General features: G+C 40.8%; 22 protein-coding genes. 2 read left to right on the top strand and 20 right to left on the bottom strand.

Going from position 1 to position 23,964, the window contains the following annotated elements; genetic code table 11:
• Positions 1-21: 21 nt before the first annotated feature.
• The 7 genes from CIK86_RS02385 to metA all read right to left on the bottom strand — a co-directional run bounded on the left by CIK86_RS02385 (position 22) and on the right by metA (position 9,001).
• The gene (locus CIK86_RS02385) at positions 22-633 is read right to left on the bottom strand and encodes a hypothetical protein (RefSeq protein ID WP_254910771.1); all 612 of its coding nucleotides are present in this window, start codon (positions 631-633) and stop codon (positions 22-24) included.
• A gap of 202 nt (positions 634-835) precedes the next feature.
• Positions 836-1,810 carry a transposase gene (locus CIK86_RS02380; protein ID WP_096317076.1) on the bottom strand — a complete coding sequence of 325 codons (975 nt, stop codon included), beginning with the start codon at positions 1,808-1,810 and terminating at the stop codon, positions 836-838.
• A gap of 193 nt (positions 1,811-2,003) precedes the next feature.
• Positions 2,004-2,759, bottom strand: a complete 756-nt coding sequence (locus CIK86_RS02375; RefSeq protein ID WP_086993885.1) for a hypothetical protein — start codon at positions 2,757-2,759, stop codon at positions 2,004-2,006.
• A 76-nt stretch (positions 2,760-2,835) separates the two neighbouring features.
• Positions 2,836-4,194, bottom strand: coding sequence for a Fic family protein (locus CIK86_RS02370; RefSeq protein ID WP_086994049.1), 1,359 nt, complete (start codon positions 4,192-4,194; stop codon positions 2,836-2,838).
• 147 nt (positions 4,195-4,341) lie between these two features.
• Positions 4,342-6,972 carry a methionine synthase gene (metH, locus tag CIK86_RS02365; protein ID WP_086993888.1) on the bottom strand — a complete coding sequence of 877 codons (2,631 nt, stop codon included), beginning with the start codon at positions 6,970-6,972 and terminating at the stop codon, positions 4,342-4,344.
• A gap of 12 nt (positions 6,973-6,984) precedes the next feature.
• Positions 6,985-8,064, bottom strand: a complete 1,080-nt coding sequence (locus tag CIK86_RS02360; protein ID WP_011328880.1) for a homocysteine S-methyltransferase family protein — start codon at positions 8,062-8,064, stop codon at positions 6,985-6,987.
• Entirely contained in the window at positions 8,054-9,001 is a 948-nt protein-coding gene (gene metA, locus CIK86_RS02355) for a homoserine O-succinyltransferase (RefSeq protein ID WP_011328881.1), read from the bottom strand. Before metA ends, CIK86_RS02360 begins: the two co-directional genes overlap by 11 nt.
• A gap of 239 nt (positions 9,002-9,240) precedes the next feature.
• Here metA and ettA point away from each other — a divergent pair, with 239 nt between their 5' ends.
• Complete coding sequence (gene ettA / locus CIK86_RS02350) at positions 9,241-10,914, top strand: energy-dependent translational throttle protein EttA (protein ID WP_011328882.1); 1,674 nt, start codon at positions 9,241-9,243, stop codon at positions 10,912-10,914.
• Between the two features lie 86 nt (positions 10,915-11,000).
• Positions 11,001-11,909, top strand: coding sequence for a histone deacetylase (locus CIK86_RS02345; protein ID WP_011328883.1), 909 nt, complete (start codon positions 11,001-11,003; stop codon positions 11,907-11,909).
• A 157-nt stretch (positions 11,910-12,066) separates the two neighbouring features.
• On the opposite strand, the gene cyoE is transcribed toward CIK86_RS02345, so the two are convergent.
• The 13 genes from cyoE to CIK86_RS02280 form a co-directional block, all read right to left on the bottom strand.
• On the bottom strand, positions 12,067-12,951 hold the full coding sequence (gene cyoE, locus CIK86_RS02340) for a heme o synthase (protein ID WP_086993891.1): 885 nt from the start codon (positions 12,949-12,951) through the stop codon (positions 12,067-12,069).
• 9 nt (positions 12,952-12,960) lie between these two features.
• Positions 12,961-13,320, bottom strand: coding sequence for a cytochrome o ubiquinol oxidase subunit IV (gene cyoD / locus CIK86_RS02335; RefSeq protein ID WP_011328885.1), 360 nt, complete (start codon positions 13,318-13,320; stop codon positions 12,961-12,963).
• Positions 13,320-13,967, bottom strand: coding sequence for a cytochrome o ubiquinol oxidase subunit III (cyoC, locus tag CIK86_RS02330; protein WP_225740995.1), 648 nt, complete (start codon positions 13,965-13,967; stop codon positions 13,320-13,322). The genes cyoD and cyoC overlap by 1 nt, the downstream gene beginning before the upstream one ends.
• Positions 13,964-15,967, bottom strand: coding sequence for a cytochrome o ubiquinol oxidase subunit I (gene cyoB, locus CIK86_RS02325; RefSeq protein WP_086993894.1), 2,004 nt, complete (start codon positions 15,965-15,967; stop codon positions 13,964-13,966). Before cyoB ends, cyoC begins: the two co-directional genes overlap by 4 nt.
• 2 nt (positions 15,968-15,969) lie before the next feature.
• The gene (cyoA, locus tag CIK86_RS02320; protein ID WP_086993897.1) at positions 15,970-16,884 is read right to left on the bottom strand and encodes a ubiquinol oxidase subunit II; all 915 of its coding nucleotides are present in this window, start codon (positions 16,882-16,884) and stop codon (positions 15,970-15,972) included.
• 316 nt (positions 16,885-17,200) lie between these two features.
• Positions 17,201-17,620, bottom strand: a complete 420-nt coding sequence (locus CIK86_RS02315; protein ID WP_086994055.1) for a hypothetical protein — start codon at positions 17,618-17,620, stop codon at positions 17,201-17,203.
• Between the two features lie 371 nt (positions 17,621-17,991).
• A complete protein-coding gene (gene nqrM, locus CIK86_RS02310; RefSeq protein WP_011328891.1) occupies positions 17,992-18,204 on the bottom strand; it encodes a (Na+)-NQR maturation NqrM in 213 nt (70 codons plus the stop codon).
• Between the two features lie 94 nt (positions 18,205-18,298).
• Positions 18,299-19,330, bottom strand: a complete 1,032-nt coding sequence (locus tag CIK86_RS02305; RefSeq protein ID WP_086993900.1) for an FAD:protein FMN transferase — start codon at positions 19,328-19,330, stop codon at positions 18,299-18,301.
• Between the two features lie 159 nt (positions 19,331-19,489).
• Entirely contained in the window at positions 19,490-20,722 is a 1,233-nt protein-coding gene (gene nqrF, locus CIK86_RS02300; protein WP_086993904.1) for an NADH:ubiquinone reductase (Na(+)-transporting) subunit F, read from the bottom strand.
• Between the two features lie 18 nt (positions 20,723-20,740).
• Complete coding sequence (nqrE, locus tag CIK86_RS02295; protein WP_011328894.1) at positions 20,741-21,349, bottom strand: NADH:ubiquinone reductase (Na(+)-transporting) subunit E; 609 nt, start codon at positions 21,347-21,349, stop codon at positions 20,741-20,743.
• Positions 21,350-21,359: 10 nt separating this feature from the next.
• A complete protein-coding gene (locus tag CIK86_RS02290; RefSeq protein ID WP_011328895.1) occupies positions 21,360-21,992 on the bottom strand; it encodes an NADH:ubiquinone reductase (Na(+)-transporting) subunit D in 633 nt (210 codons plus the stop codon).
• Positions 21,992-22,765, bottom strand: a complete 774-nt coding sequence (locus CIK86_RS02285; protein WP_011328896.1) for a Na(+)-translocating NADH-quinone reductase subunit C — start codon at positions 22,763-22,765, stop codon at positions 21,992-21,994. Before CIK86_RS02285 ends, CIK86_RS02290 begins: the two co-directional genes overlap by 1 nt.
• Positions 22,758-23,960 (bottom strand): NADH:ubiquinone reductase (Na(+)-transporting) subunit B, encoded by a 1,203-nt coding sequence (locus tag CIK86_RS02280; RefSeq protein ID WP_011328897.1) that lies wholly within the window; start codon positions 23,958-23,960, stop codon positions 22,758-22,760. The genes CIK86_RS02285 and CIK86_RS02280 overlap by 8 nt, the downstream gene beginning before the upstream one ends.
• Between the last annotated feature and the right edge of the window lie 4 nt (positions 23,961-23,964).

The following is a 23,964-nucleotide window of genomic DNA, read 5'->3' as shown; positions in this document are numbered from 1 at the left end:
GGTTTTGTTTTTGGCTAAACATTAATGAGCACTTATCACATCTTCAGCTAATAGTAGCTCACCGCCTTTATATACTTCGAGCCAGCCTGGCGGGGATGTATCGCAACCAATAATAGTTACCTGTAACACATAACTATAACGACCATTTTTAAACGTATAATTATGATTGCCACCACTGCCTTCAAATGTAATATCGCCATTTAGTAAAACCATATCAGGCTTGTCGCTTGGCTTTTTATCAATACCCCACACTGCATAACGAAAATTATGATCGCCTAAATCATCCACACGAATATGGTAGTTAGCTGTTTTCCAATCAAGTACTGGCTTTTCAAAAGTATTGATACTTGCATGCAAAGATTGCTTACCTTGTTCTATTAAGCTTTTAGCAAGTGCCTGCTCTTTAGCGTTTTGGGTATTTACAGCAATAATTTTACCGTCGGTATCTACCCACATAACGCCGCTATTGAGCATAATGCCGCGCCAACCTACACTATCCCAATCGGTATCAATGTTTGAACTGGCAATAACTGCAGTGAGTTCATCATTAAATACTTCATCAAAGCGGTTAATAAGCTCAGCCTCATCTTTAATGTCAGGTATAGGATATAGAAACATAGAATGAAGAAACATAGAATGACACCCACCCTAATAATTAATCCCTTTGATGTTTATCTAAATAAACATTGCTGAGCTTAAAACCCTATTAGCTTTAACAATCTCTCTGCTTATTTAAATAATATTCAAATAACGCTGTTTTTATTCATTTTTAGGCATGCGAAATACTCTGCTTTCACAGTGAGGGGGGAATAACGAGGAGTTTTGAAGTAAAGGTTTAAGCCAGTAGTTTTTCACAGTTACTCACGTTGGTGCGCCGCTTTCTATTTAGGTGTTCGCAGTATCCTTCGTGTGACGCTGGGCGACCTACTGCGCCATGAAATACGCGACTAAATTGTGTGGTGAGTTTTAGCCAGTTTTCGGGGGTAATGTTTACTCTTTGTAACAGGGGTAAAGTGGTACTCTCAATATGGCCTTTCTTGCCTTCGCGTATACAACGTCCAGTTAATTCTACTAGTTCAAGGTAAGATTTAAGCGCAAATGGTAATCCTTTTGCCATTTGCTTTTTTGGTTTACCTGAAAAGCGCAGGAGTTGCTTCGGTTGCTTACCTGCCGTGGCACTTTCAATGCGTATTTTTACACTGGTATGCTCTGATGTTTCTGGTGTTGTTGCTGCCTTTGCTCTTATTGGGTTTAAATCAACATATGCCATACAGGCGATTAATGCGGCTTCATCTAAGAGGGCTTGTGATTTAAAGCGTCCTTCCCAAAAGCGGCCGGTACAGTTATCTTCTTTATTAGCTCTGCGCGCAATGTCTTCATTTAATAAGCGCATAAACCAACTGATATTAGCTAAGCGTTCTCGGTATTCAATGATTGTTTCATTTAGAAAGAGCCATTCAATTTTACTTAGCTCTTCACCTTGCAGATATTTGTTAGTGAGTACAGTGCCTTTACAAAGCCTGTGCCACCGCTGAATAATGGCTTTATCGGTTAGTCGCTTGGCTTTTTTATCATCAACATAGAGTACTAAATGAGTGTGATTGCTCATTACTGCATACGCGCACACATCGATACAAAATACGTTAGCGAGGGCAAGTAATTTGCTTTCAACCCACCCTCTGCGATGTTCATACGATTGATTAGTAAAGTTGTCTACGCCGCATAAAAATGCACGGCGTACACAGCGCGAAATACAGTGGTAGTATTTTGTATCGACCAAACTAACCTGACGTTTTCTTGCGATAGCCATGTGACACCCTGCTTAATTATTGCACTAAACAGAGCATAGTTAATTACACTGATATTACAAATATTAAGGTGGGTGTCTGTTCAATTTCTACTTTTAGCCTACCACTTAGATCTATTTTATAAAAATACTAATTATTAGAACGCTTAATTGTTAAAAACAGATCCACATTGTTTAATACACTCAAAAACATACATTAATTAGCACTTACCACAGGCTCGTTTAACAACCGCTCATCGTCTTTGTAAACTTCAAGCCAACCTGGTGGTGATGTATCGCAGCCAATAATGGTTACTTGTAGCACATAATTATAGCGACCATTTTTAAACGTATAGTGATGATTCCCGCCGCTACCCTCAAATGTAATATCGCCATTTAGTAAAACCATATCAGGCTTGTCGCTTGGTTTTTTATTAATACCCCACACTGCATACCGATAATTATGATCGCCTAAATCATCAACACGAATATGGTAGTTAGCCGTTTTCCAATCAAGTACTGGCTTTTCAAAATTATTGATACTTGCGTGCAAGGATTGCTTATCGTGTTCGATTAAGCTTTTAGCAAGTGCCTGCTCTTTAGTATTTTGGGTATTTACAGCAATAATTTTACCGTCATTATCTACCCACATCACGCCGTTATTTAGCATAATTCCGCGCCAACCTACGCTATCCCAATCGATATCAATGTTTGAAGCGGCAATAACTGCGGTGAGTTCATCATTAAATACTTCATCAAAGCGGTTAATAAACTCAGCTTCATTTTTAATATCAGGTATGGGGTACTGTCGTTTTAGCGGGTAGCGAATAAGTGCTGCAATCGCAGGCTTATCATGCGTTTTAAAAGCAGCAATAACAGGTAAAACACTCCCGTGATACTTTTGCTCAAGAGCAAATGTGTTTGATGTAAAAAGTAGGCAGAACCACGACATTATGTGAATAAAAAACTTCATTTATAGTCCTTTTTTGAAGCCCCCTAAAAAACCAGAGCTACATCCACGAAAAATAAAAGTATTAACTTATATTGTATTAACTTTTCCATGACTCAATTATTTTTTTCTGGCTCAACATACTGTAAACCCACTCCCTACCCTGTTTTTCTTTTTTAAATAAATTTAGCTCAACTAAACCATTTAAAACATTTGATGCAGTATTATAAGCGCATCCTAAATTTTCTTTTACATTCATTGCAGTAAATTGGTGCGCGACTCCACTTCTTGCGACTTGGAAAACAGTTTGTTGCTTATCGTTTAACTTTCTATATAAACCAGATTCCCAAAGCCATTTATTAAAAGTTTCTGCATCCTTAAGAGTATTTTTATAGGATTCTTTAAACTGACTTATTGCACGTATAACGACACTGCACTGATAGTCTATAAAGTATGTTAGATCCATATTATCTGTTTCACTATAAAGGTAGCTTTTACCATATTTGATTGGAGCTGACTTTAAAAGTACGCTGATAGCTATATATCTAAATGCTGCAAAGTCATTTTTAAACATATACCAATAGAATAAAGCTCTGGCAACCCTTCCATTACCATCTCTGAATGGATGCTCATAACCAATAACAAAATGTAATGTGATAGCTTTTATTAATGGATGAAAATACTCTTTATTATCAACATCATGATGACATTCATTTACCCACTTTGATAATTCTTTAATACGTTTTGTTAAACCTTCTGCTGGGGGAGGGATATGGACTGTCACTCCTTCAGAATCAACAACTTCAACGTCATTTGTAACTCTAAATACACCGGGAGTGTAATTATCATTATCAATATTTTCGACGCCTTCTTGGTGGATAGAAAATATTAAATCAATCGACAAGTCTCTGTGTCTATTATCCCAAGCAAACTTCATCATCTTAAAGTTTCCAACAATCATTTTTTCGTCTGGAGATCTTGGCTTTCTTTTTCTTTTCAGCAAGTCCTTTGCTACTTTAGTTGTTGTTGCAGCTCCCTCAAGCTGGCTGCTACTTATAGCCTCATCCTCAACTAAATCATTTAGTAAATATTCTAAATGCTTTTCTTCACCAATCTTACTGCACATCCACTCTAAGGAAGCACTAGTTGTGTTTCTGTCTGTTTCTGAAAGTGCTTTTTGGATTGTAGGTGTTAAGTAAAACTTACAATTTTTTGATGGAAAACCTACTGATATGATGTGTCTCAATTGCCTATCTCTGGCAAGCTTGACGATAGACCATGATATTTTTTGATCTAAGTTTTTTGGTAGACGATACTTAAAGTCATCAAAATGTAAATAACGACCTTTTGTATCTACGGGTGAAAATAGCTCTAAGTAATCTTCTAATTTATTAGGCTCTTTTTCTGCTATGAGTTGAAAAGGGTTTTTTATTAATTCTTGCGGTGGTTTATTTACCATTTTAATCTCAAAAAGTAGCAATATTGAAATAAGAATAAACTAATTCATTAACCTTGTCTCACTTTATGTATAAATTGAAATATAAAACACAAAAAAACGAGCCAAATTTGGCTCGTTTTTATTTTACTGATAACTGACCGCTCCGCTCTATTCCGGATCATACCCTAAGTTAGGCGATAGCCACCTTTCAGCTTCTTCCAGCGTCATATTGGTTCGTTTAGCGTAATCTTCAACCTGATCCTTTTGTACCGCTGCTACTGCGTAGTATTTTGCCTCAGGGTGTGAAAAGTACCAGCCCGAAACGGCCGCACCTGGCCACATGGCGTACGAGCTTGTTAGCTGCATGCCAATACGTTTTTCGATGTCGAGCAACTGCCAAATTTTCTTTTTCTCGGTGTGCTCTGGGCACGCTGGGTAACCTGGCGCAGGGCGAATACCTTGGTAGTTTTCGCGTATTAGCTCATCGTTTTCTAGGTTTTCATCTGGTGCAAAACCCCAGTATTCTTTACGTACTTGCTCGTGTAGGTACTCGGCAAACGCTTCGGCGAGCCTGTCGGCAACGGCTTTAATCATTATTTTGTTGTAGTCGTCTTGCTGGGCGTCAAACGCATTAGCTAGGTCGTCTTCTTCCAACCCCCCCGTTACTGCAAATGCGCCAAAGTAATCTGGCGTACCTTTTGGGGCTATGTAATCGGCTAGGCAGTAGTTAGCAAAGTCGGTTTTTTCGGTTTGCTGGCGTAAATGGCACGAGGTAGTTAACACCTCTTTGCGTGTTTCGTCTGTGTATATTTCTATGTCGTCGCCAACGCGGTTTGCAGGGAATAAACCAATTACACCCAGTGGTTGCAAACTGCCTGCTTTTTCAAGGTCGTCTAACATGTCGTTGGCGTCTTTAAATAAGCTTTGCGCTTGCTCGCCAACTACTTCATCGGTCATTATGCGCGGGTATTTACCAGCAATTGACCAGGTCATAAAGTATGGCGTCCAGTCGATATATTTACGCAAAGTAGTAATTGATACATTTTTAAACTCTTGCACGCCAAGCTGTTTAGGCACTGGTGGTGTGTAGTGTTCCCAATCGAGTTTTACGGCGTTATCGCGAGCACGCTGAATTGTCACTGGTTTTGAGCGTGGTTTTTTACGCGCTTGTTGCTCGCGTACTTTCACGTACTCGGCTTGTGTTTTTTCTAAAAAGTCACTTTTGTGCTCTTTCGATAATAAGTTTGAAACCACACCCACTGCACGGCTGGCGTTACTTACATACACTACGCCTTTATCGTACTGTGGCTCAATTTTAACGGCGGTGTGCGCTTTTGATGTAGTAGCACCACCAATTAACAGCGGCAGTTCAAAACCACGGCGTTTCATTTCTTTGGCTACGTGTACCATTTCGTCAAGCGATGGGGTAATTAGCCCCGATAAACCAATAATATCGGCTTTTTCATCGATTGCGGTTTGCAGTATTTTATCAGCAGGCACCATTACGCCTAAGTCAATTACTTCGTAGTTATTACATTGCAGTACTACGCCAACAATGTTTTTACCTATATCGTGTACGTCGCCTTTTACTGTGGCCATTACAATTTTGCCGTTGGTTGAACCTTCTTCTTTTTCAAGCTCAATGTAGGGATCTAGGTAGGCTACGGCGCGCTTCATTACACGGGCCGATTTAACTACTTGTGGTAAAAACATTTTACCTGCACCAAATAAGTCACCTACTACGTTCATGCCGTCCATTAACGGACCTTCAATTACGTGAATAGGTTTAGCGGCAGCAGCGCGGCACTCTTCGGTATCTACTTCTATGTATTCGGTAATGCCTTTAACAAGGGCATGCTCAAGACGTTTTTCAACGCTCCAACTGCGCCATTCTAAATCTTCAACGCGCTCGGCTTGTGCCATACCTGAGTATTTAGGCGCAAGCTCTACTAAACGCTCGCCTGCACCGGGGTCAGTATTGAGTATTACGTCTGTAACGGCTTTGCGTAGCTCTTCTGGTATGTCGTCGTAAACGGCTAGTTGCCCCGCATTTACAATCCCCATATCCATACCCGCTTGAATGGCGTGATATAAAAATACTGAGTGAATGGCTTCACGTACTGGGTTATTACCGCGAAACGAAAACGACACATTCGACACCCCACCCGACACTTTACAGTGCGGCAAGTTTTGCTTTATGCGCCGTGTGCCTTCAATAAATTCGACCGCGTAGTTGTCGTGCTCTTCTATCCCTGTGGCTACAGCAAATATATTTGGGTCAAAAATAATGTCTTCGGGCGCAAAGCCAACTTCTTCTACTAATATTTTGTAGCTGCGCTCACATATTTCAAACTTTCTATCGGCGGTAGCGGCTTGGCCGTCGGTGTCAAAGGCCATAACTACAGCCGCTGCACCAAAACGTTTAATGGTTTTGGCTTGACGAATAAACGGCTCTTCGCCTTCTTTTAACGAAATTGAGTTAACAATGGCTTTGCCTTGAATGCACTTTAAACCGGCTTCTATTACTTCCCATTTAGAGGAGTCGACCATTATAGGTACGCGAGAAATGTCGGGCTCTGAGGCAATTAAATTTAAAAACTTAACCATGGCGGCTTTTGAATCCAACATGGCTTCGTCCATGTTTATATCAATTACCTGCGCGCCGTTTTCTACTTGCTCGCGGGCAACAGTTAGCGCGGTTTCATAGTCTTCTTCCATGATCAAACGTTTAAACATGGCGGAGCCGGTTACATTGGTACGTTCGCCGACATTAGTAAATACTGCTATTTTTTGAGTCATGTTGGCGGCTCCTTAATTTAAGTTACAGGCTTCGAGGCCCGATAAACGCATGCGTACTTCAATTTCTGGCAACTGGCGTGGTTTAACGCCTTCAAGCCCTTTTGCAAAGGCGCGAATATGCGCAGGTGTGGTGCCGCAGCAACCACCTACAATATTAATAAAGCCCGACTTACCCCAATCAATAATTTCGGTTGCCATTTCTTTTGCTTCTAGGTCGTAGCCACCAAATTCGTTAGGCAAGCCTGCATTGGGATGCACTGAGGTAAAGGTTTCGCATACACGCGACAACTCTTGCACATATTGGCGCAGTAAATCTGGGCCTAAGGCGCAGTTAAGGCCTATAGAAAGCGGTTTAATATGGCGAATAGAGTTATAAAAGGCTTCGGTAGTTTGCCCCGAAAGCGTACGCCCTGAGGCATCGGTAATAGTGCCGGAGATCATAACTGGTAATGTGCGCCCTGCTTGCTCAAACGCTTCCTCTACTGCAAACGATGCAGCTTTAGCATTGAGGGTATCGAATATGGTTTCGATTAAAATAATATCGGCGCCACCTTCCATCAGTGCCAAGGTCGATTCTACATAGGCAGTAACTAAACGATCAAAGGTAACATTACGATAGCCCGGATCGTTTACATCTGGCGATAGTGAACAAGTTTTTGATGTTGGCCCAAGTACGCCCGCTACATAACGTGGTTTTTCGGGTGTTTTAGCACTAAACTCATCGCAAAGTAGCCGTGCCAATTTTGCCGACTCTAGGTTTATTTCACGGCTTAAATTAGCCATGTCGTAATCTTCCATCGAAATGGTGGTGGAGTTAAAGGTATTGGTTTCGATAATATCGGCACCGGCAGCTAAAAAGCTACGATGAATATCGGTAATTATTTTAGGCTGCGTAAGGCTTAGTAAATCGTTATTACCGCGAATAAGTACATGCCAATCTTTAAAGCGCTCACCGCGATAGTCTTGCTCTTCTAATTGGTGTGCTTGGATCATAGTGCCCATAGCGCCGTCTAAAATTAAAATTCGCTCTTTTAACGCTGCACTTAGTTCGTCGTGCTTATTTTGGTCATTATTAAGAGGGTTATTCGGCATAGTTGTTAGTCCTTACGTCTTGGCTAACTAAATTAATATCATAGGGTGTAGTTTGGTACACGTAATAATTTAACCAGTTCGAAAAAAGTAAAAAAGCATGGCTTTGCCACGTTTTTGAAGGTTGTTTAGTTGCATCGTCATCTGGAAAGTAATTTTCGGGCTTGGGCGCATTGTCGCTTTTTTCGCAATCGCGTTGGTATTCAGCTTTTAACGAGTCGGCGTCATACTCTGGGTGGCCGGTAATAAACACTTGGCTGCCCGACTTATTTTTAACTAAGTAAGCACCTACTTTCTCAGAACCCGCTAGCACGACTAGTTCATTGCAAGCATTTATTTTATTTACATCTACATGGCCATAACGCGAATGCGGTACTAAAAAGGTGTCGTCAAAGCCGCGCGTTAACGCCCCATGTTCAAAATAACATTGGTGCGTAAATACGCCGCACAGTTTATCGGTTTTTAAATCGCGCTTTATTTTATAATGATGATAAAGCGCTGCATGCGCTGCCCAACACGAAAAAAGTGTAGACGTAACATGCTGCTCAGCCCAATCTAAAATTGCGGTAAACTCATCCCAATAAGCTACATCCTGGTACTCTAAATGCGCTAGCGGCGCGCCGGTAACTATTAATGCATCGTAGTTATTGTTTTTTACTTCTGAAAAATAACGATAAAAGGTGTCTAGGTGCTGCTCTGAATTACTGCTACTGCGATGAGTGTCAAGACGCAGTAGTTCTACATTTACTTGCAAGGGCGAATTGGCAAGCAAACGAATAAACTGTACTTCGGTTTCAACTTTATTAGGCATTAAATTAAGAATAGCCAAACGCATGGGGCGAATTTCTTGCGTTTTTGCACGAGTTTGTGGCATTACAAATACGTTTTCTTGGCGCAGGCGAGCAATAGCTGGTAGCTCGTCTTTTACTGTAATTGGCATCCTTTTACTCCTATTCATCAAAACCGAAAACTTATTATGAACAGATAAGAAAAAATATCAACCAATAGATGGATAGATGTCTAAATATCCAAATGAAATTTTTTCATCCTATTTTATAATCGTTTTTGTGCACTTTATAGTTTGTTTGTCGGTTTAAAATTGGCCATTCGTTGACTGCCTTACCCGTCAACCACTACAATACAGCATTGAAATTTTTATTATTATTGAAGGCTTCTTCTATGGTTTTACCTGATAAATTTATATTCTCGATGAGTCGAGTTTCTAAGGTTGTGCCACCTAAGCGCACTATCTTAAAAGACATCTCGTTACACTTTTTCCCGGGCGCTAAAATTGGTGTGCTTGGTTTAAACGGCTCTGGTAAATCAACATTGCTACGTATTATGGCCGGTGTTGACCAAGACTTTGAAGGTGATGCCTTTCCACAACCAGGCACTAAAATTGGTTACTTACCGCAAGAACCTGTTTTAGACGAAAGCAAAACCGTACGCGAAATCGTTGAGCAAGCTGTTGGCGAAGTTAAATACGCGCTTAAACGCCTTGACGAAGTGTATAACGAATACGCCATGGAAGACGCTGACTTTGACGCACTTGCAAAAGAGCAAGGCGAGCTTGAAGCGGTTATTCAAGCGCACGATGGTCACAACATAGACAACGTTTTAGAGCGCGCTGCCGATGCACTACGTTTACCTGAGTGGGATGCTAAAATTGAGCACCTTTCGGGTGGTGAGCGCCGCCGTGTTGCTATATGCCGACTGTTACTTGAAAAACCAGACATGCTTATTCTCGATGAGCCAACTAACCACTTAGACGCTGAGTCGGTTGCCTGGTTAGAGCGCTTCTTACACGATTACGAAGGCACAGTTGTGGCGGTAACGCATGACCGTTACTTCCTAGATAATGTAGCAGGTTGGATTTTAGAGCTTGACCGTGGTGAAGGTATTCCATGGGAAGGTAACTACTCTTCGTGGTTAGAGCAAAAAGATGCGCGCCTACAACAAGAGCAAAAATCTGAAAAAGCACGTCAAAAGTCAATTGCACAAGAGCTTGAATGGGTTCGTTCAAACCCTAAAGGCCGCCAAGCTAAGTCAAAAGCACGTATGGCGCAGTTTACCGAAATGCAGCAGTCTGATTATCAAAAACGTAACGAAACTAACGAAATGTTTATTCCGCCTGGCCCACGTTTAGGGGATCAAGTGCTTGAAATAACTAACTTACGTAAAAGCTTTGGCGACCGTGTATTAATCGACGATTTAAGCTTTAGCATGCCAAAAGGTGCCATTGTGGGCATTATTGGTGCTAACGGCGCGGGTAAATCAACACTGTTTAAAATGATCAGCGGCGAGCAACAGCAAGACAGCGGCAACATCACCATAGGTGAAAGCGTACACATTGCAACGGTTGATCAGTTCCGTGACGGTATGGACGAAAGCAAAACTGTTTTCCAAGAAATATCAGACGGGCAAGACGTACTTAAAATTGGTAATTTTGAGTTCCCAAGCCGTGCTTACGTTAGCCGTTTTAACTTTAAAGGTAACGATCAGCAAAAATTTGTTAAAGACCTATCGGGTGGTGAACGTAACCGTTTACACCTTGCTAAGTTATTAAAAGCTGGCGGTAACGTGTTACTACTCGATGAGCCAACTAACGACTTGGACGTTGAAACACTACGTGCACTAGAAAACGCTATTTTAGAGTTTCCTGGTTGTGTAATGTGTATATCGCATGACCGTTGGTTCCTTGACCGTATTGCTACACATATTTTAGATTACCGCGACGAAGGCCAAATTAACTTCTTTGATGGTAACTACACTGAATACGAAGAGTGGCTTAAAAAGACGTTAGGTGCTGAGGCAACTCAACCTAAGCGTATTAAGTACAAAAAGATTGGTTAATAGCTAATTTTAAGCTCTAGGCAATAATTAAGCCCTGCATTTATGTAGGGCTTTTGTTTTATAACTATAACTACAAATAGAATTTTATGACCCTAAATCCTCACTTGCCGTTAGTTTATCATCCTAATTACTCGTTTAGCTTTGATCCTAAACATCGCTTTGTAATGAGTAAATTTGCACATTTATACCAGCACGTTAAGCAGTTAGGATTAGTTGGCGATAACTTAGTACAGCCGTTATTAGGTACGCCAGAGGCACTAGAATTAGTACACTGCGAAAACTATATTCACGACCTATATCATAATCAATTAGACGAAAAAGCCATGCGCCGTATTGGTCTACCTTGGTCAAAAGAGCTAATGGCGCGTACCTTTACAGCCCCACAAGGTACACTACAAACCGCTCGCTTAGCCCTTAAACACGGTATGGCATGCCATTTAGCAGGCGGTACACACCACGCGCATACTGATTTTGGCTCAGGCTATTGCATGGTTAACGACTTGGCTTTTACTACGCAAACACTAATTGAGTCGGGTGAGGTTACTAATGTACTTATTTTTGATTTAGACGTACATCAAGGCGATGGCACCGCGGCCATGCTGCAACATCAGCCTTATGCGTATACCTGCTCGATTCATTGCGAAAAAAACTTTCCGTTTCGAAAATCCCCTAGCGATTTAGATATTGGCTTAACTAACAATATGCAAGATGCTGAGTATTTAGGCATAGTTGACGACACCCTGCAATTTTTGCTCAAAGAGCTAAACCCCGATTTAGTGCTGTACGATGCGGGAGTTGATGTGTGGCAACAAGACGGTTTAGGCAAACTCGATATTAGCTGGCAAGGTATAGAGCAGCGCGATCATCTCGTACTTAAACGCTGCCTTGAGCACAACACTCCGGTAGCTACGGTTATTGGCGGCGGTTACGACAGAGATCACCAGCGTTTAGCTCAGCGTCATGGCATTGTAGTTGAGCAAGCAGCACGTTTTTAATAGTTTTAGAGTTTTGGTATAAATACATATTGCAGCGGGCGTTAAAACGAAAAAAGGCTCCTCGAATATCTCAGAGCCTTTGTTAACTTTGGAATTAACTCGGTACTATTAACTAGGTGTATTAATTAGGTATGATTAAATTAGCCGCAACTTAAACTTAACTAAGTACGAGTAACTGCGGCGCTATGCTTTGATAATCTACCGCCATAGCAATACTAAGTGCGGTAATATTAATAATTGAAAACGCGAATACTTGACGCGCCCAGCCGCTTATATCTATATTACGACGATAGCCCCGCAGCGCCATTAACAGCCACCAAAAACTAGTAATACAGGCAACCGCCATAAAAGCAGCACCGGTATAACCACTAATAGGTAGCAGCATTACAACCAAGGCATATATGGCAATATAAAGCACAATATGGCGTTTTGCTTTATCAATACCTTGCGCTACAGGTAATACAGGAATACCCGCTGTTTGGTAATCTTTAAAGCGAAAAATAGCAATGGCGTATGAGTGCGGCATTTGCCACAGGCTAAACATTACCAGTAAAATTAATGCCCCCATATCAAACTCCCCAGATACTGCGCAGTAACCAACAACCGGTGGCACAGCCCCCGATAAACTGCCAATAAAAGTGCCATAAACTGAGTTACGCTTCATGTAAAGGCTATAAACCCCTACATAAATAAAGTGACCAAAGGCGGCAAAAAATACTGCTGCAGGAGTGGTATAAGCTATTAATAAACCAAAGCCTATAATCCCCAATACCACCCCATGACATAAAGCAGCCATTGCAGACATTTCGCCCGTTACTGTTACCCGGGTGCGAGTACGCGCCATGGCAATATCTATATCTCGGTCAATCACATTATTAATAGCACAACCTGATGCAACCACTAGCGATAAGCCAATTAAGGTAGTAACCATTAGCCATGGGTTTATATCACCGCGGGAGGCTAGTAAAAACCCGCCCGCTACGCTGATTAAGTTACCCATAATAATACCTGGCTTAGTTACTGATAAATAACGACGAAACATCTTTAGCTCCTAATACATCATCATTGCGTTAGATTCGTAAATAATCCAAACAGATAGCCCAACCACCATAACAATAATTAGGGCACTGAATAAAAACGAGAAGGTACTTGCACGGCCATCTTCGGTAATAAAATTAAGGTGTAAAAAGTATTTTAAATGTACCCAAATTTGTACTACGGCTAGAGTAATAATGCTGTAAAGCGTGGTTGCTTTTGAAAAGTCGCCACTCATTACCATATAAAATGGTATAGCGGTTAAAATTACCGACAATACAAAACCAATTAAATAACTTTTAACACTGCCGTGAGATTCATCGTGGTGATGCTCATTTTGCATTTGCTTTAAAGCATGTGTTTCGCTGTGGCTCATTACATTGCTCCCATTAAATAAACTAGGGTGAATACACAAATCCACACAATATCTAAAAAGTGCCAAAACAAGCTTAAGCAGCTCAAACGCGTTACGGTTGCTTTACCTAAGCCACGTTTAGCAACTTCAATCATCATTACACTCATCCAAATTAAACCTGCGGTTACGTGTAAACCATGCAAGCCAACTAATGCAAAAAACGAGGTTAAAAAAGCGCTATGTTGCGGACCATGCCCGTTCACAATTAGGTGATTAAATTCGTAAACTTCCATACTAATAAACACCACACCTAAACAAAAAGTAACCGCTAACCATATTAAGGTCAGCGCCTTTTTTTGCCCTTGCGCGGCTATCATTGCAAAACCAAAGGTAATACTACTAATAAGTAGTGCGGCAGTTTCTACTGCTACAAAGTCGAGTTCAAAAATATCTTTACCCGATACGCCGCCAGCGGTGTTCATAAACAACACCGCGTAGGTAGCAAAAAACGAGGCAAACAATAGGCAATCGGTCATTAAGTAAAGCCAAAAACCAAAAGTAGTATTACTAGAGGTATCATGATGCGCGTGAGCATCATGATCCTGTTTGGTATTTACAATTGCAGAGTTTAAAGTTACTGACTCTTGACTAACAGACAAGGTACTCATGCGTTTAGCTCCTTATCAGTGGCTAAAATAGTGGCACTTAAGTTATGTGCTTGTTCAATACGTGCTACTTCGTCGGGCTGCACATAGTAGTCAACATCCCTTGCATAACAACGTTTGATAAATATAGCTATGCCTCCTACTAAACCTGCCGCAGCTAACCACCAAATATGCCAGATCATGGCAAAACAAAATGCGGTTAAACTAGCAGCCATAAGTACCCCTGCCGAAGTGTTTTTAGGCATATGAATTGGGCTATAGCTTATTTTACCTTGATAAGCTTGGCCTTTTTCTTTCATGTCGGTCCAGGCATCAATATCGTCAACATGCGGTATTTGGGCAAAGTTATAAGCCTGTGGTGGTGACGATGTTGACCACTCAAGCGTGTGACCGTTCCATGGATCGCCGGTAGCATCGTCAAGTGCTTCACGGTCTCTAAAGCTCACATACAATTGAATTACTTGGCAAATAATACCAAACATAATAATGACTGCGCCTACTGCAGCTATGTATAACCAAATATTCCAATCTGGGTTATTGGTGTGATTTAAACGACGGGTCATACCTAAAAAGCCTAATACGTACAGCGGCATAAACGCGACAAAAAAGCCAATAATCCAACACCAAAATGCGCCTTTACCCCAGCCTTCATTTAGCTTAAAGCCCATTGCTTTAGGGAACCAAAATGCAAAGCCAGCAAGGTAGCCAAATACCGCGCCACCAATAATAGTATTATGAAAATGCGCGATTAAAAACAAACTGTTATGCAGTACGTAGTCGGCACCAGGTATTGCTAATAGCACCCCGGTCATGCCACCTACGGTAAAGGTAACCATAAAGCCAAGCGTCCACAATACGGGTACGGTTATACGTAAACGGCCACGGTAAATAGTAAATAACCAGTTGAACAATTTAACCCCGGTTGGTACGGCAATAACCATGGTCATTACCCCAAAAAACGCATTAACGTTGGCGCTCGAACCCATGGTAAAAAAGTGATGTAACCACACAATAAAGCCTAAAATAGAGATAGCACCACTGGCGTAAATCATCGACTTATAACCAAATAGACGTTTGCTGGTAAAGGTAGAAATTATTTCAGAGAACACACCAAATGCTGGCAGCACTAAAATATAAACCTCTGGATGACCCCACGCCCAAAATAGGTTGATGTACATCATGGCGTTTCCGCCCAGATCATTGGTAAAGAAGTGAAAATCGAGATAACGGTCAAGCGTTAGCATGGCCAATACGGCTGTTAAAATAGGGAATGATGCGGCAATTAAAATATTAGCCCATGTACAGGTCCAAGTAAAAACCGGCATTTTCATTAAGCTCATACCTGGTGCACGCATTTTAAACACGGTAACTAAAAAGTTCACTGCGGTTAATAATGTGCCAAGCCCTGATATTTGCAACGCCCATATATAATAGTCGACCCCCACCCCGGCACTAAAAGTTAGCTCCGAGAGCGGTGGATAAGCCACCCAACCTGTTTTTGCAAACTCACCAAAAATAAGTGACAAATTAATTAAAATAGCGCCACTGGCAGTAAGCCAAAAGCTTAAGTTATTTAAAAATGGAAAAGCGACATCACGTGCGCCAATTTGCAATGGCACTATAATATTCATTAAACCTATCATAAATGGCATGGCCATAAAGATGATCATAATAACGCCGTGTGCGGTAAATATTTGGTCGTAATGTTCTGGTGGCAAATATCCAGGAGCGCCACTGGTAGCAAGTGCTAACTGAGCACGCATCATAATGGCATCAGAAAACCCACGAAATAGCATAATTAACGCTAATAAAATGTACATTACGCCTAAGCGTTTATGATCAACCGAGGTGATCCAGTCGCGCCACAGCACGCCCCATTTTTTATATTTTGTAATAAGCCCGGCAATAATAAGCCCAGCTAATGCAATAACGGCCATGGTTACCATAATAATGGGTTCATGAAACGGAATTGCATCCATTGAAAGTTTACCTAAAAACAACATGGTTATTCCTCGCCTTGGCTGTGAGATGAGTGCGTTGAATGCTCGCCCATTGCAGGGTGCTTTTTATTCATATCGCCGTGTGCGCCCATATATTTCATCACTATGGTATGAAATAAGCCTGCTTCAACGTCGCCGTAATAGGCCACCTGGTTGTTTTCGCTCGCTTTAGCTAGCTCAACATAATTGGCGTGAGTAAGGTTATTACCTTGTGCTTTAATATCGCTTACCCATTTGTCAAAACCGGCTTGGGTAGGAGTAGCAATGGCATTAAACTTCATACCGGTAAAACCTGCACCACTGTAATTGGCCGAAAAACCTTTAAAAGTACCCGGTTCATTGGCGATTAAATGCAGTTTGGTTTCCATGCCAGCCATTGAGTATATTTGACTCCCCAATTGCGGAATAAAAAATGAATTCATGGTGCTCTCTGAAGTGATTTTATATTCAACCGGTACATTTGCCGGAAACACTAATTCGTTAACCGTAGCAATGCCTTGCTCAGGGTAAATAAATAACCACTTCCAGTTTAGCGATACCACTTCAACAGTGAGGTGCTTGCCTTTGCCTTCAATTGGCTTGTAAGGGTCTAACGCTTGTGTAGACTGCCAAGTAATAACACCTAAAATAACAACAATAACAATAGGAACAGCCCACACAACAGCTTCAATTTTATTAGAATGAGCCCATTTGGGAGCGTAAATTTCATGAGTTTGTGTGTCTCTATATTTCCAAGCGAAATATAAAGTCATCACAATAACGGGGATCACTACCAGTAACATAAGCACAGTAGCTATGATGATTAAGTTTTTCTCATCAATGCCTATCTGCCCTTTTGGATCGAGTATCCCGCCTTTACAGCCTGACAACGCCAGTACTGTACTAGCTAAAGCAATATTACAGAGGTTACGAATTATCAAGGGACTATCCTACAAACCTAAAAGTTCTAAGGTGCTGCTTTAAAATAGCGCTAAGCAACGGTTTATCGGTAAACCCAAGTTAACTAATATCAAATTATAAAAAAATAAGGGGGCTATTCAAAATCTAAAGCTCATGCCAATAAAGACCTAGCAACAAACCCAGCTTTCTAAACGCATTTATATAACGTAATAAAAGTTAACTTGGGTGAGTGGTGGTTGGCTGAAATGTGTTTAAAAAACACTGAGCTACTTTGTTTACAACAGGCTAATTATTTACAGCAAGACTAAATAATTAAACCAATAACAAGGGGTAACCTTACAGACAACCTGTAAAGCTAGGTGGAGCACGACAACCATGTGCGGCTTGCACTGGTTGGCTAACTTTAGCCTCGCTAAAAGCAAAGGCTGCTTTACGGAGGATTATTCCAGCACGACGTGCTGAAAATGTATGAAACAATAACCAACAAAGGCCAATAAGTAACTGGCTAGAAATAATCGGATAAGCTAAAAATTCAGCAATTGTTAGTAATAACGGCTCTACAAAAGTGTTATCGCTTAACAAAGCTTCAAGGCTAAATGCATCCTCTGCAGCTCCGCTTAGCAGCATTAGGGTATTAAATACGACTAATGTTATAGCCACGCACACGCCTTTTCCTACCTTATTCAAGCGCCCACACAATGCACTCTCGCCAAAGGCAAGTTCCACATTAGTATGCTTACAAGATAGTGCGTTCAAAGACATTAACCTACTTAAATGACTAATAACAAAAATAACTCAATACGCAAATAGTGAAAAATCACATCTGCTGTAAGCCTAAAATCAGCTGCTAAATACAATTAGATCCGGTTAGCACAAATTAGCTAAGTGGCAATTGATTTGCATCAATCAAACTTTCAAAACTTACTGAAAGTTCGAACGAGAGTATAACAAAGCGAGTGTGCGGCACAAGAAAAAATTAATATTTTTTAAAAAGAGTTTTCTTTAAACTCGAGTAACATAATACCCGTGTGCATAACTGTTTGAGTTCGTATAAAAAGCAGATACTAAAAAGCCCCCAATAATTAAATATTGAGGGCTTTTTTACGTATGTTTTAAATAAAAATACGTTACATAATTTGGTTTTCTTTCCAAACTTGCTCTTTTGCCATGCGCTGTTTGCGTTTATCACACGGATCATCGCAATCGCAGGCTTTATCAATACCTACGGCACCTAGGCCACCGCAACTGCCAGCCATAGATTTTTTTTGTACAATCATGCCCACAGCCATCGCTGCCACAATCAAAATAAGTAAAGTAAAAGTAAGAAGAAAAAGTGACATTGCTTAGCCCCTATTGTTCAGCAATAAATTAGGCTCAAACATATTTGAGCAACTGTTATTATATACCTTAGTGATTAAAATATAAACCTAAGCGTTATAAATAAGGCTTAAATGCAGGGCTTGAATATGTTATTAAACCCTCATCTGACTTTCCTATTAAATACACTGGTAAATCATGTTTTTGTGCATAAGCTTGGGCTTTTTTCATACCCATTACGGTTAATGCCGTTGCAAGCCCGTCTGCTGTCATAGCACTTGGGTGCAATACTGTTACCGATACTAAATCGTGACGGCTAGGCATACCTGTTACTGGATCGATTAAATGGCTGTATGTTTCACCTTCCATTTCATAAAAAATACGGTAATCGCCCGATGTAGCAATACCATTGGTACCGGGCGCTAAAACTCGATGCACTTCACGCTCACCTGGCTGTGCATCAGGTTGTTCAATGGCTATTTTCCAGTCTTGATTATTGGGTTTAACACCGCTTATACGCAGCTCGCCACCAATTTCTACCATATAGTTACTAATATTATGGCTTTCTAAAAGTTGCGCTACTTTATCTATGCCATAACCTTTAGCGGTTGCCGAAAACGTCAGCTCTAAGCCATCAACGGTTTTAGCCAAACCTTGCTCGGTTAAGGTAAGTTTATCAACGCCAATATTTGCCAACATTTTTGCTAGGGCTGCATCGCTTGGGCGCTTAGTTGGTTTTTTATTAGGGCCAAAACCCCATAAATCAATGAGCGGCCCCATAGTAATGTCGAGTGTTTTAGTTGATTCGCCTAATCGAATTGACTCAGTAACAACCGCTCTAAAGTCTGCACTTATTGGCATTACTTCATTGGCTGGTAAACGGTTAAAAGTGTTTATTTCAGAGTCAGGTATGTACGTTGACATAGACTGATTTATATCGTGTAAAACAGCATCAACTTCCTCTTTAAGCACTACTACGTCGCGCTGAGGCTGCTCATCGTAAAATTTAATATGGTAAGTAGTACCCATTGTTTTACCTTCTAGGTAAAAGCTCTCTGGCTGCGGTTTTTCATTACATCCACTAAGTAAAAAAATCAGCGATATTAAAAACAAGGCCATTATGCCTTGGGGAATACTTACACGATTCATCACAACCCTACTTCCATTAATTTAAGAATAAAACTTTATGAATAAAAAAGCCTCGTAGCATAATATGCTACGAGGCTGATATTTTAACCAAAACTAAGTTGTTTTGATATAGATCTTGTTGATCTTTAAGGATTGAAATAGGTTCAACCCATTTAGCTATTAGCCACCGAAATCATCTAGTAAGATATTCTCGTCTTCAACACCTAAGTCTTTAAGCATAGTAATAACTGCCGCGTTCATCATTGGAGGACCACACATGTAGTACTCACAATCTTCAGGGGCTTCGTGATCTTTAAGATAGTTCTCAAATAACACGTTATGGATAAAGCCTGTGTAGCCTTCCCAGTTATCTTCTGCTTGCGGATCTGAAAGCGCGGTGTGCCAAACGAAGTTATCGTTTTCAGCAGCTAGGCCGTCAAAATCTTCAACATAGAACATTTCGCGTCTAGAACGTGCACCATACCAAAAGCTCATCTTACGCTTAGAGTTCAAACGTTTAAGTTGATCAAAGATATGAGAACGCATTGGCGCCATACCAGCACCACCACCAACGAAGATCATTTCTGCGTCAGTATTTTTAGCGAAGAACTCACCAAATGGACCAGAAATAGTTACTTTATCGCCTTTAGTTAGTGACCAAATGTACGAAGACATTTTACCACATGGCAGGCTTAGGTTTCTTGGCGGTGGAGCAGCAATACGCACGTTAAGCATAATGATGCCTTCTTCTTCTGGGTAGTTAGCCATTGAGTAAGCACGAATTGTTTCTTCGTCTACTTTTGACTCCAGGTCGAAGAAACCAAAATGGTTCCAATCACCACGATATTCTTCTGGAACATCGAAATCAGCATATTTAACATGATGAGGTGGCGCTTCAATTTGGATGTAACCACCCGCACGGAACGGCACTGACTCGCCATCTGGAATTTGTAGTACAAGTTCTTTAATGAACGTTGCTTTGTTATCGTTAGAGATAACTTCACAATCCCATTTTTTAACACCGAAAATTGACTCTTCAAGCTCAATTTCCATGTCATTTTTAACATTTACCTGACACGCTAAACGACAGCCTTCACGGGCTTCACCTTTAGAAATGTGATCAAGTTCAGTTGGCAGAATATCGCCGCCACCTTCTTTAATATGTACACGACACTGACCACAAGAGCCACCGCCACCACATGCAGAAGATACGAAAATACCTGACTCAGATAGCGCGCCTAATAGCTTGCTACCTGCTGATGTTTTAATGGCTTTGTCTGGGTCGCCATTAATCCCAATGATGATATCGCCACTTGCAACTAACTGAGATTTAGCACCAATGATCACTAAAACTAGTAGTACAACGATAGCGATGAAAACACCAACTCCTAAGAAAATATCAGTATAACCCATGATTTATCCTCGCTACCTTTACAGTGAAATACCAGAGAATGACATAAAGCCAAGAGCCATTAAGCCAACAGTAATAAAGGTAATACCTAAACCACGTAAGCCATCTGGAACGTCTGAATATTTCATTTTCTCACGGATACCTGCAAGTAATGTAATTGCAAGTGCCCAACCAACACCAGCGCCAATACCATAAACCACAGACTCGCCGAAGTTATAGTTACGCTCAACCATGAAAGATACCGCACCAAAAATTGCACAGTTAACTGTGATTAGTGGTAAGAAGATACCTAACGCGTTGTAAAGTGCTGGGAAGAACTTATCTAATGCCATTTCCAAAATTTGCACAAGTGCTGCAATAACACCAATGAAAGTTAAGAAACGTAAAAAGCTAAGATCTGCATCTGGGTAACCAAGCCACGTAAGTGAACCCGGTGCTAACACTGCATGGTAAACTAAGTTGTTAACTGGTACCGAAATACCTAATACAACAATAACCGCTACACCTAGGCCAATTGATGTGGTTACTTTTTTAGATACTGCTAAAAAAGTACACATGCCTAAGAAGAATGATAACGCTAAGTTTTCAATAAAAACGGCTTTTACAAATAAACTAATATAATGTTCCACTGTGTGCCCCTTACGCTTTAGCTTCTACTTGGTCTTTCTTATAAGTACGTAGTACCCATATGAATAAACCAATGATGAAGAATGCACTCGGTGGTAATATCAATAGACCCATAGGTTGATACCAACCACCATTTTGTACTAATGGGATAATATCAACACCGAATAGTGAACCCTTACCAAATAGTTCACGAATGAAACCAACGGTAAGTAGTACTACTGAATAACCTAAACCGTTACCAATACCGTCAAGAAACGACATAAGTGGCGGTGACTTCATTGCGTATGCTTCAGCACGACCCATTACAATACAGTTAGTAATAATTAGACCGATAAATACCGAAAGCTCTTTTGCCGTAGCGTAAGAAAATGCTTGTAGTACTTGGTCAACAACAATTACCAAAGATGCAATAATCGTCATTTGTACAATAATACGTACTGACGATGGGATCTGGTTACGAATAGTCGAGATAAAGAAGCTAGAAAACGCGGTTACCAAGGTCAAAGCAATTGACATGATTAATGCGTTTTTTAAGCTAGATGTTACCGCTAGCGCAGAACAAATACCAAGTACTTGTAGTGCGATTGGGTTGTTAGCTAAAACCGGGCCAAATAGGACCGCTTTCATTTCTTTAGTATCAGCCATTATTTCAATGCTCCTTTACGTACTTCCGCAAGGAATGGACCAAAGCCATTGTCACCAGTCCAAAAGTCAACTGTATTATCAACACCGTTAGACGTTAAAGTTGCACCCGATAGACCATCAATTTGATGCTCATTGCTAGCGCCACTTTTTACAACATCGATAGGTAATTCTTTACCTTCCCATTTTGCAGTCCACTGTGGATTTTGGATTTCGCCACCTAAACCAGGTGTTTCACCATGCTTATAAAAGATAATGTTTTTGATTGTTTCGCCATCATTTTCAAGCGAAAGGAAACCATACATTAAGCCCCATAAACCGTAACCTTGAATAGGAACAATAATAGTGTCAACTGACCCATTATCTGCTCTAGAGATGTATACAGGTGCCTCTGTCGTTACGCGCTGAATGCCCGCAATGTCAGTAATGCCTTTTTCAGCAAGCGCAAAGCTTAGCTTAGGGTCAAATTTGCTTTTTTCAAAGTCAAATGCATTAACCTTAGCCTGAACTTCTTCACTTGAGTCGCTTGCAAAAGACTCACCCGTTTTCATATTAACTAAGCGTACTTCGATTTTGTTGTTGAATGTTTCAGAAACATTTTCAACTTTTCCGATTCCCGCTGCAACTAAGATATTACTTTGAATATCTTTCGCTTTATTAGCTTGCTGTAAAGGACGAAGCTGTACAGCAGCAAACGATACGATAATTGCACACACTAAACATAGCGCAACAACTACTGCTAACGTTTTACCGATTGATTCGTTATTACTAGACATTACGTGCCAACCTCCGTTTGATATTAGCTTGCACTACAAAGTGATCGAACAGTGGAGCAAATAAGTTAGCAAATAAGATTGCTAGCATCATACCTTCTGGGAAAGCAGGGTTCACAACACGGATCATAACAACCATAAAACCAATAAGCGCGCCATAAGCTAACTTACCTTTATCGGTAAATGCAGCAGACACAGGGTCGGTAGCCATAAAGAACATACCAAACGCAAAACCACCTAGTACAAAGTGCCAATGCCAAGGCATAGCAAATACTGGGTTAGTCTCAGAGCCAACTGTATTTAGCAGTAATGCAGTGATTACCATACCGAAAAATACACCTAGCACTATACGCCAAGAAGCGATACGCACGTAAATAAGGAACAAGCCACCCACTAATAATGCAAGTGTTGATGTTTCGCCTACAGAACCTTGAATGAAACCGTAAAACGCATTCCACCATAACTCCATGTTTGAAAAATCAAGTGTGCCAACAAACGCTTGACCAAGCATAGTCGCACCAGAGAACGAATCTACTGCTGTCCATACTGTGTCACCTGAAATTTGTGCAGGGTATGCGAAGAATAAAAACGCACGACCAGCTAACGCAGGGTTTAAGAAGTTACGACCTGTACCACCAAAGATTTCTTTAGCAATTACAACACCAAATGTAATACCAAGCGCAACTTGCCATAAAGGAATAGTTGCTGGCAAAATAAGTGCAAATAACACTGATGTTACGAAGAAACCTTCGTTAATTTCGTGTTTACGCACTGAAGCAAATATAACTTCCCAAAAACCACCTACAGCAAAAGTAACTGCATAAATTGGTAGGAAGAAACACGCTCCATAGAACATTTTAGCGCCCCAGCCTGCATCAGCGGTTAATTGACCGCCTAACAGTTGAAACAAATCAACTTGCCATATATTAGCTAGTTCAAAACCTTGTGCTAAAGCACCAGCGGCCTGATGACCAATATTGAACATACCAAAAAACATAGCAGGGAACGTTGCCATCCACACTAAAATCATCATGCGTTTTAGGTCGATGTTGTCACGAACGTGTGTCGCGCCTTTATTTACGTAGCCTGGTGTATAAAAAATAGTTGCTGCTGCTTCATACAGAGCATAAAACTTTTCATATTTACCACCGGCTTCAAAATTCGGCTCGATATCTTCAAGATATTTTTTTAAACCCATCTCT

It is taken from the genome of Pseudoalteromonas sp. JB197, from assembly GCF_002332205.1.
Lineage (GTDB): Bacteria > Pseudomonadota > Gammaproteobacteria > Enterobacterales > Alteromonadaceae > Pseudoalteromonas > Pseudoalteromonas nigrifaciens.
Note: the sequence above shows the minus strand (reverse complement) of the source record. Positions and strands in the feature narration are given on the sequence as shown.

Bases quoted from the DNA above. Each gene is read 5' to 3' on its own strand.
- CIK86_RS02385 (WP_254910771.1), bottom strand. From the start codon at position 633: ATGTTTCTTCATTCTATGTTTCTATATCCTATACCTGACATTAAAGAT.
- CIK86_RS02380 (WP_096317076.1), bottom strand. From the start codon at position 1,810: ATGGCTATCGCAAGAAAACGTCAGGTTAGTTTGGTCGATACAAAATAC.
- CIK86_RS02375 (WP_086993885.1), bottom strand. From the start codon at position 2,759: ATGAAGTTTTTTATTCACATAATGTCGTGGTTCTGCCTACTTTTTACA.
- CIK86_RS02370 (WP_086994049.1), bottom strand. From the start codon at position 4,194: ATGGTAAATAAACCACCGCAAGAATTAATAAAAAACCCTTTTCAACTC.
- metH (WP_086993888.1), bottom strand. From the start codon at position 6,972: ATGACTCAAAAAATAGCAGTATTTACTAATGTCGGCGAACGTACCAAT.
- CIK86_RS02360 (WP_011328880.1), bottom strand. From the start codon at position 8,064: ATGCCGAATAACCCTCTTAATAATGACCAAAATAAGCACGACGAACTA.
- metA (WP_011328881.1), bottom strand. From the start codon at position 9,001: ATGCCAATTACAGTAAAAGACGAGCTACCAGCTATTGCTCGCCTGCGC.
- ettA (WP_011328882.1), top strand. From the start codon at position 9,241: ATGGTTTTACCTGATAAATTTATATTCTCGATGAGTCGAGTTTCTAAG.
- CIK86_RS02345 (WP_011328883.1), top strand. From the start codon at position 11,001: ATGACCCTAAATCCTCACTTGCCGTTAGTTTATCATCCTAATTACTCG.
- cyoE (WP_086993891.1), bottom strand. From the start codon at position 12,951: ATGTTTCGTCGTTATTTATCAGTAACTAAGCCAGGTATTATTATGGGT.
- cyoD (WP_011328885.1), bottom strand. From the start codon at position 13,320: ATGAGCCACAGCGAAACACATGCTTTAAAGCAAATGCAAAATGAGCAT.
- cyoC (WP_225740995.1), bottom strand. From the start codon at position 13,967: ATGAGTACCTTGTCTGTTAGTCAAGAGTCAGTAACTTTAAACTCTGCA.
- cyoB (WP_086993894.1), bottom strand. From the start codon at position 15,967: ATGTTGTTTTTAGGTAAACTTTCAATGGATGCAATTCCGTTTCATGAA.
- nqrM (WP_011328891.1), bottom strand. From the start codon at position 18,204: ATGTCACTTTTTCTTCTTACTTTTACTTTACTTATTTTGATTGTGGCA.
- CIK86_RS02305 (WP_086993900.1), bottom strand. From the start codon at position 19,330: ATGAATCGTGTAAGTATTCCCCAAGGCATAATGGCCTTGTTTTTAATA.
- nqrF (WP_086993904.1), bottom strand. From the start codon at position 20,722: ATGGGTTATACTGATATTTTCTTAGGAGTTGGTGTTTTCATCGCTATC.
- CIK86_RS02290 (WP_011328895.1), bottom strand. From the start codon at position 21,992: ATGGCTGATACTAAAGAAATGAAAGCGGTCCTATTTGGCCCGGTTTTA.
- CIK86_RS02285 (WP_011328896.1), bottom strand. From the start codon at position 22,765: ATGTCTAGTAATAACGAATCAATCGGTAAAACGTTAGCAGTAGTTGTT.
- CIK86_RS02280 (WP_011328897.1), bottom strand. From the start codon at position 23,960: ATGGGTTTAAAAAAATATCTTGAAGATATCGAGCCGAATTTTGAAGCC.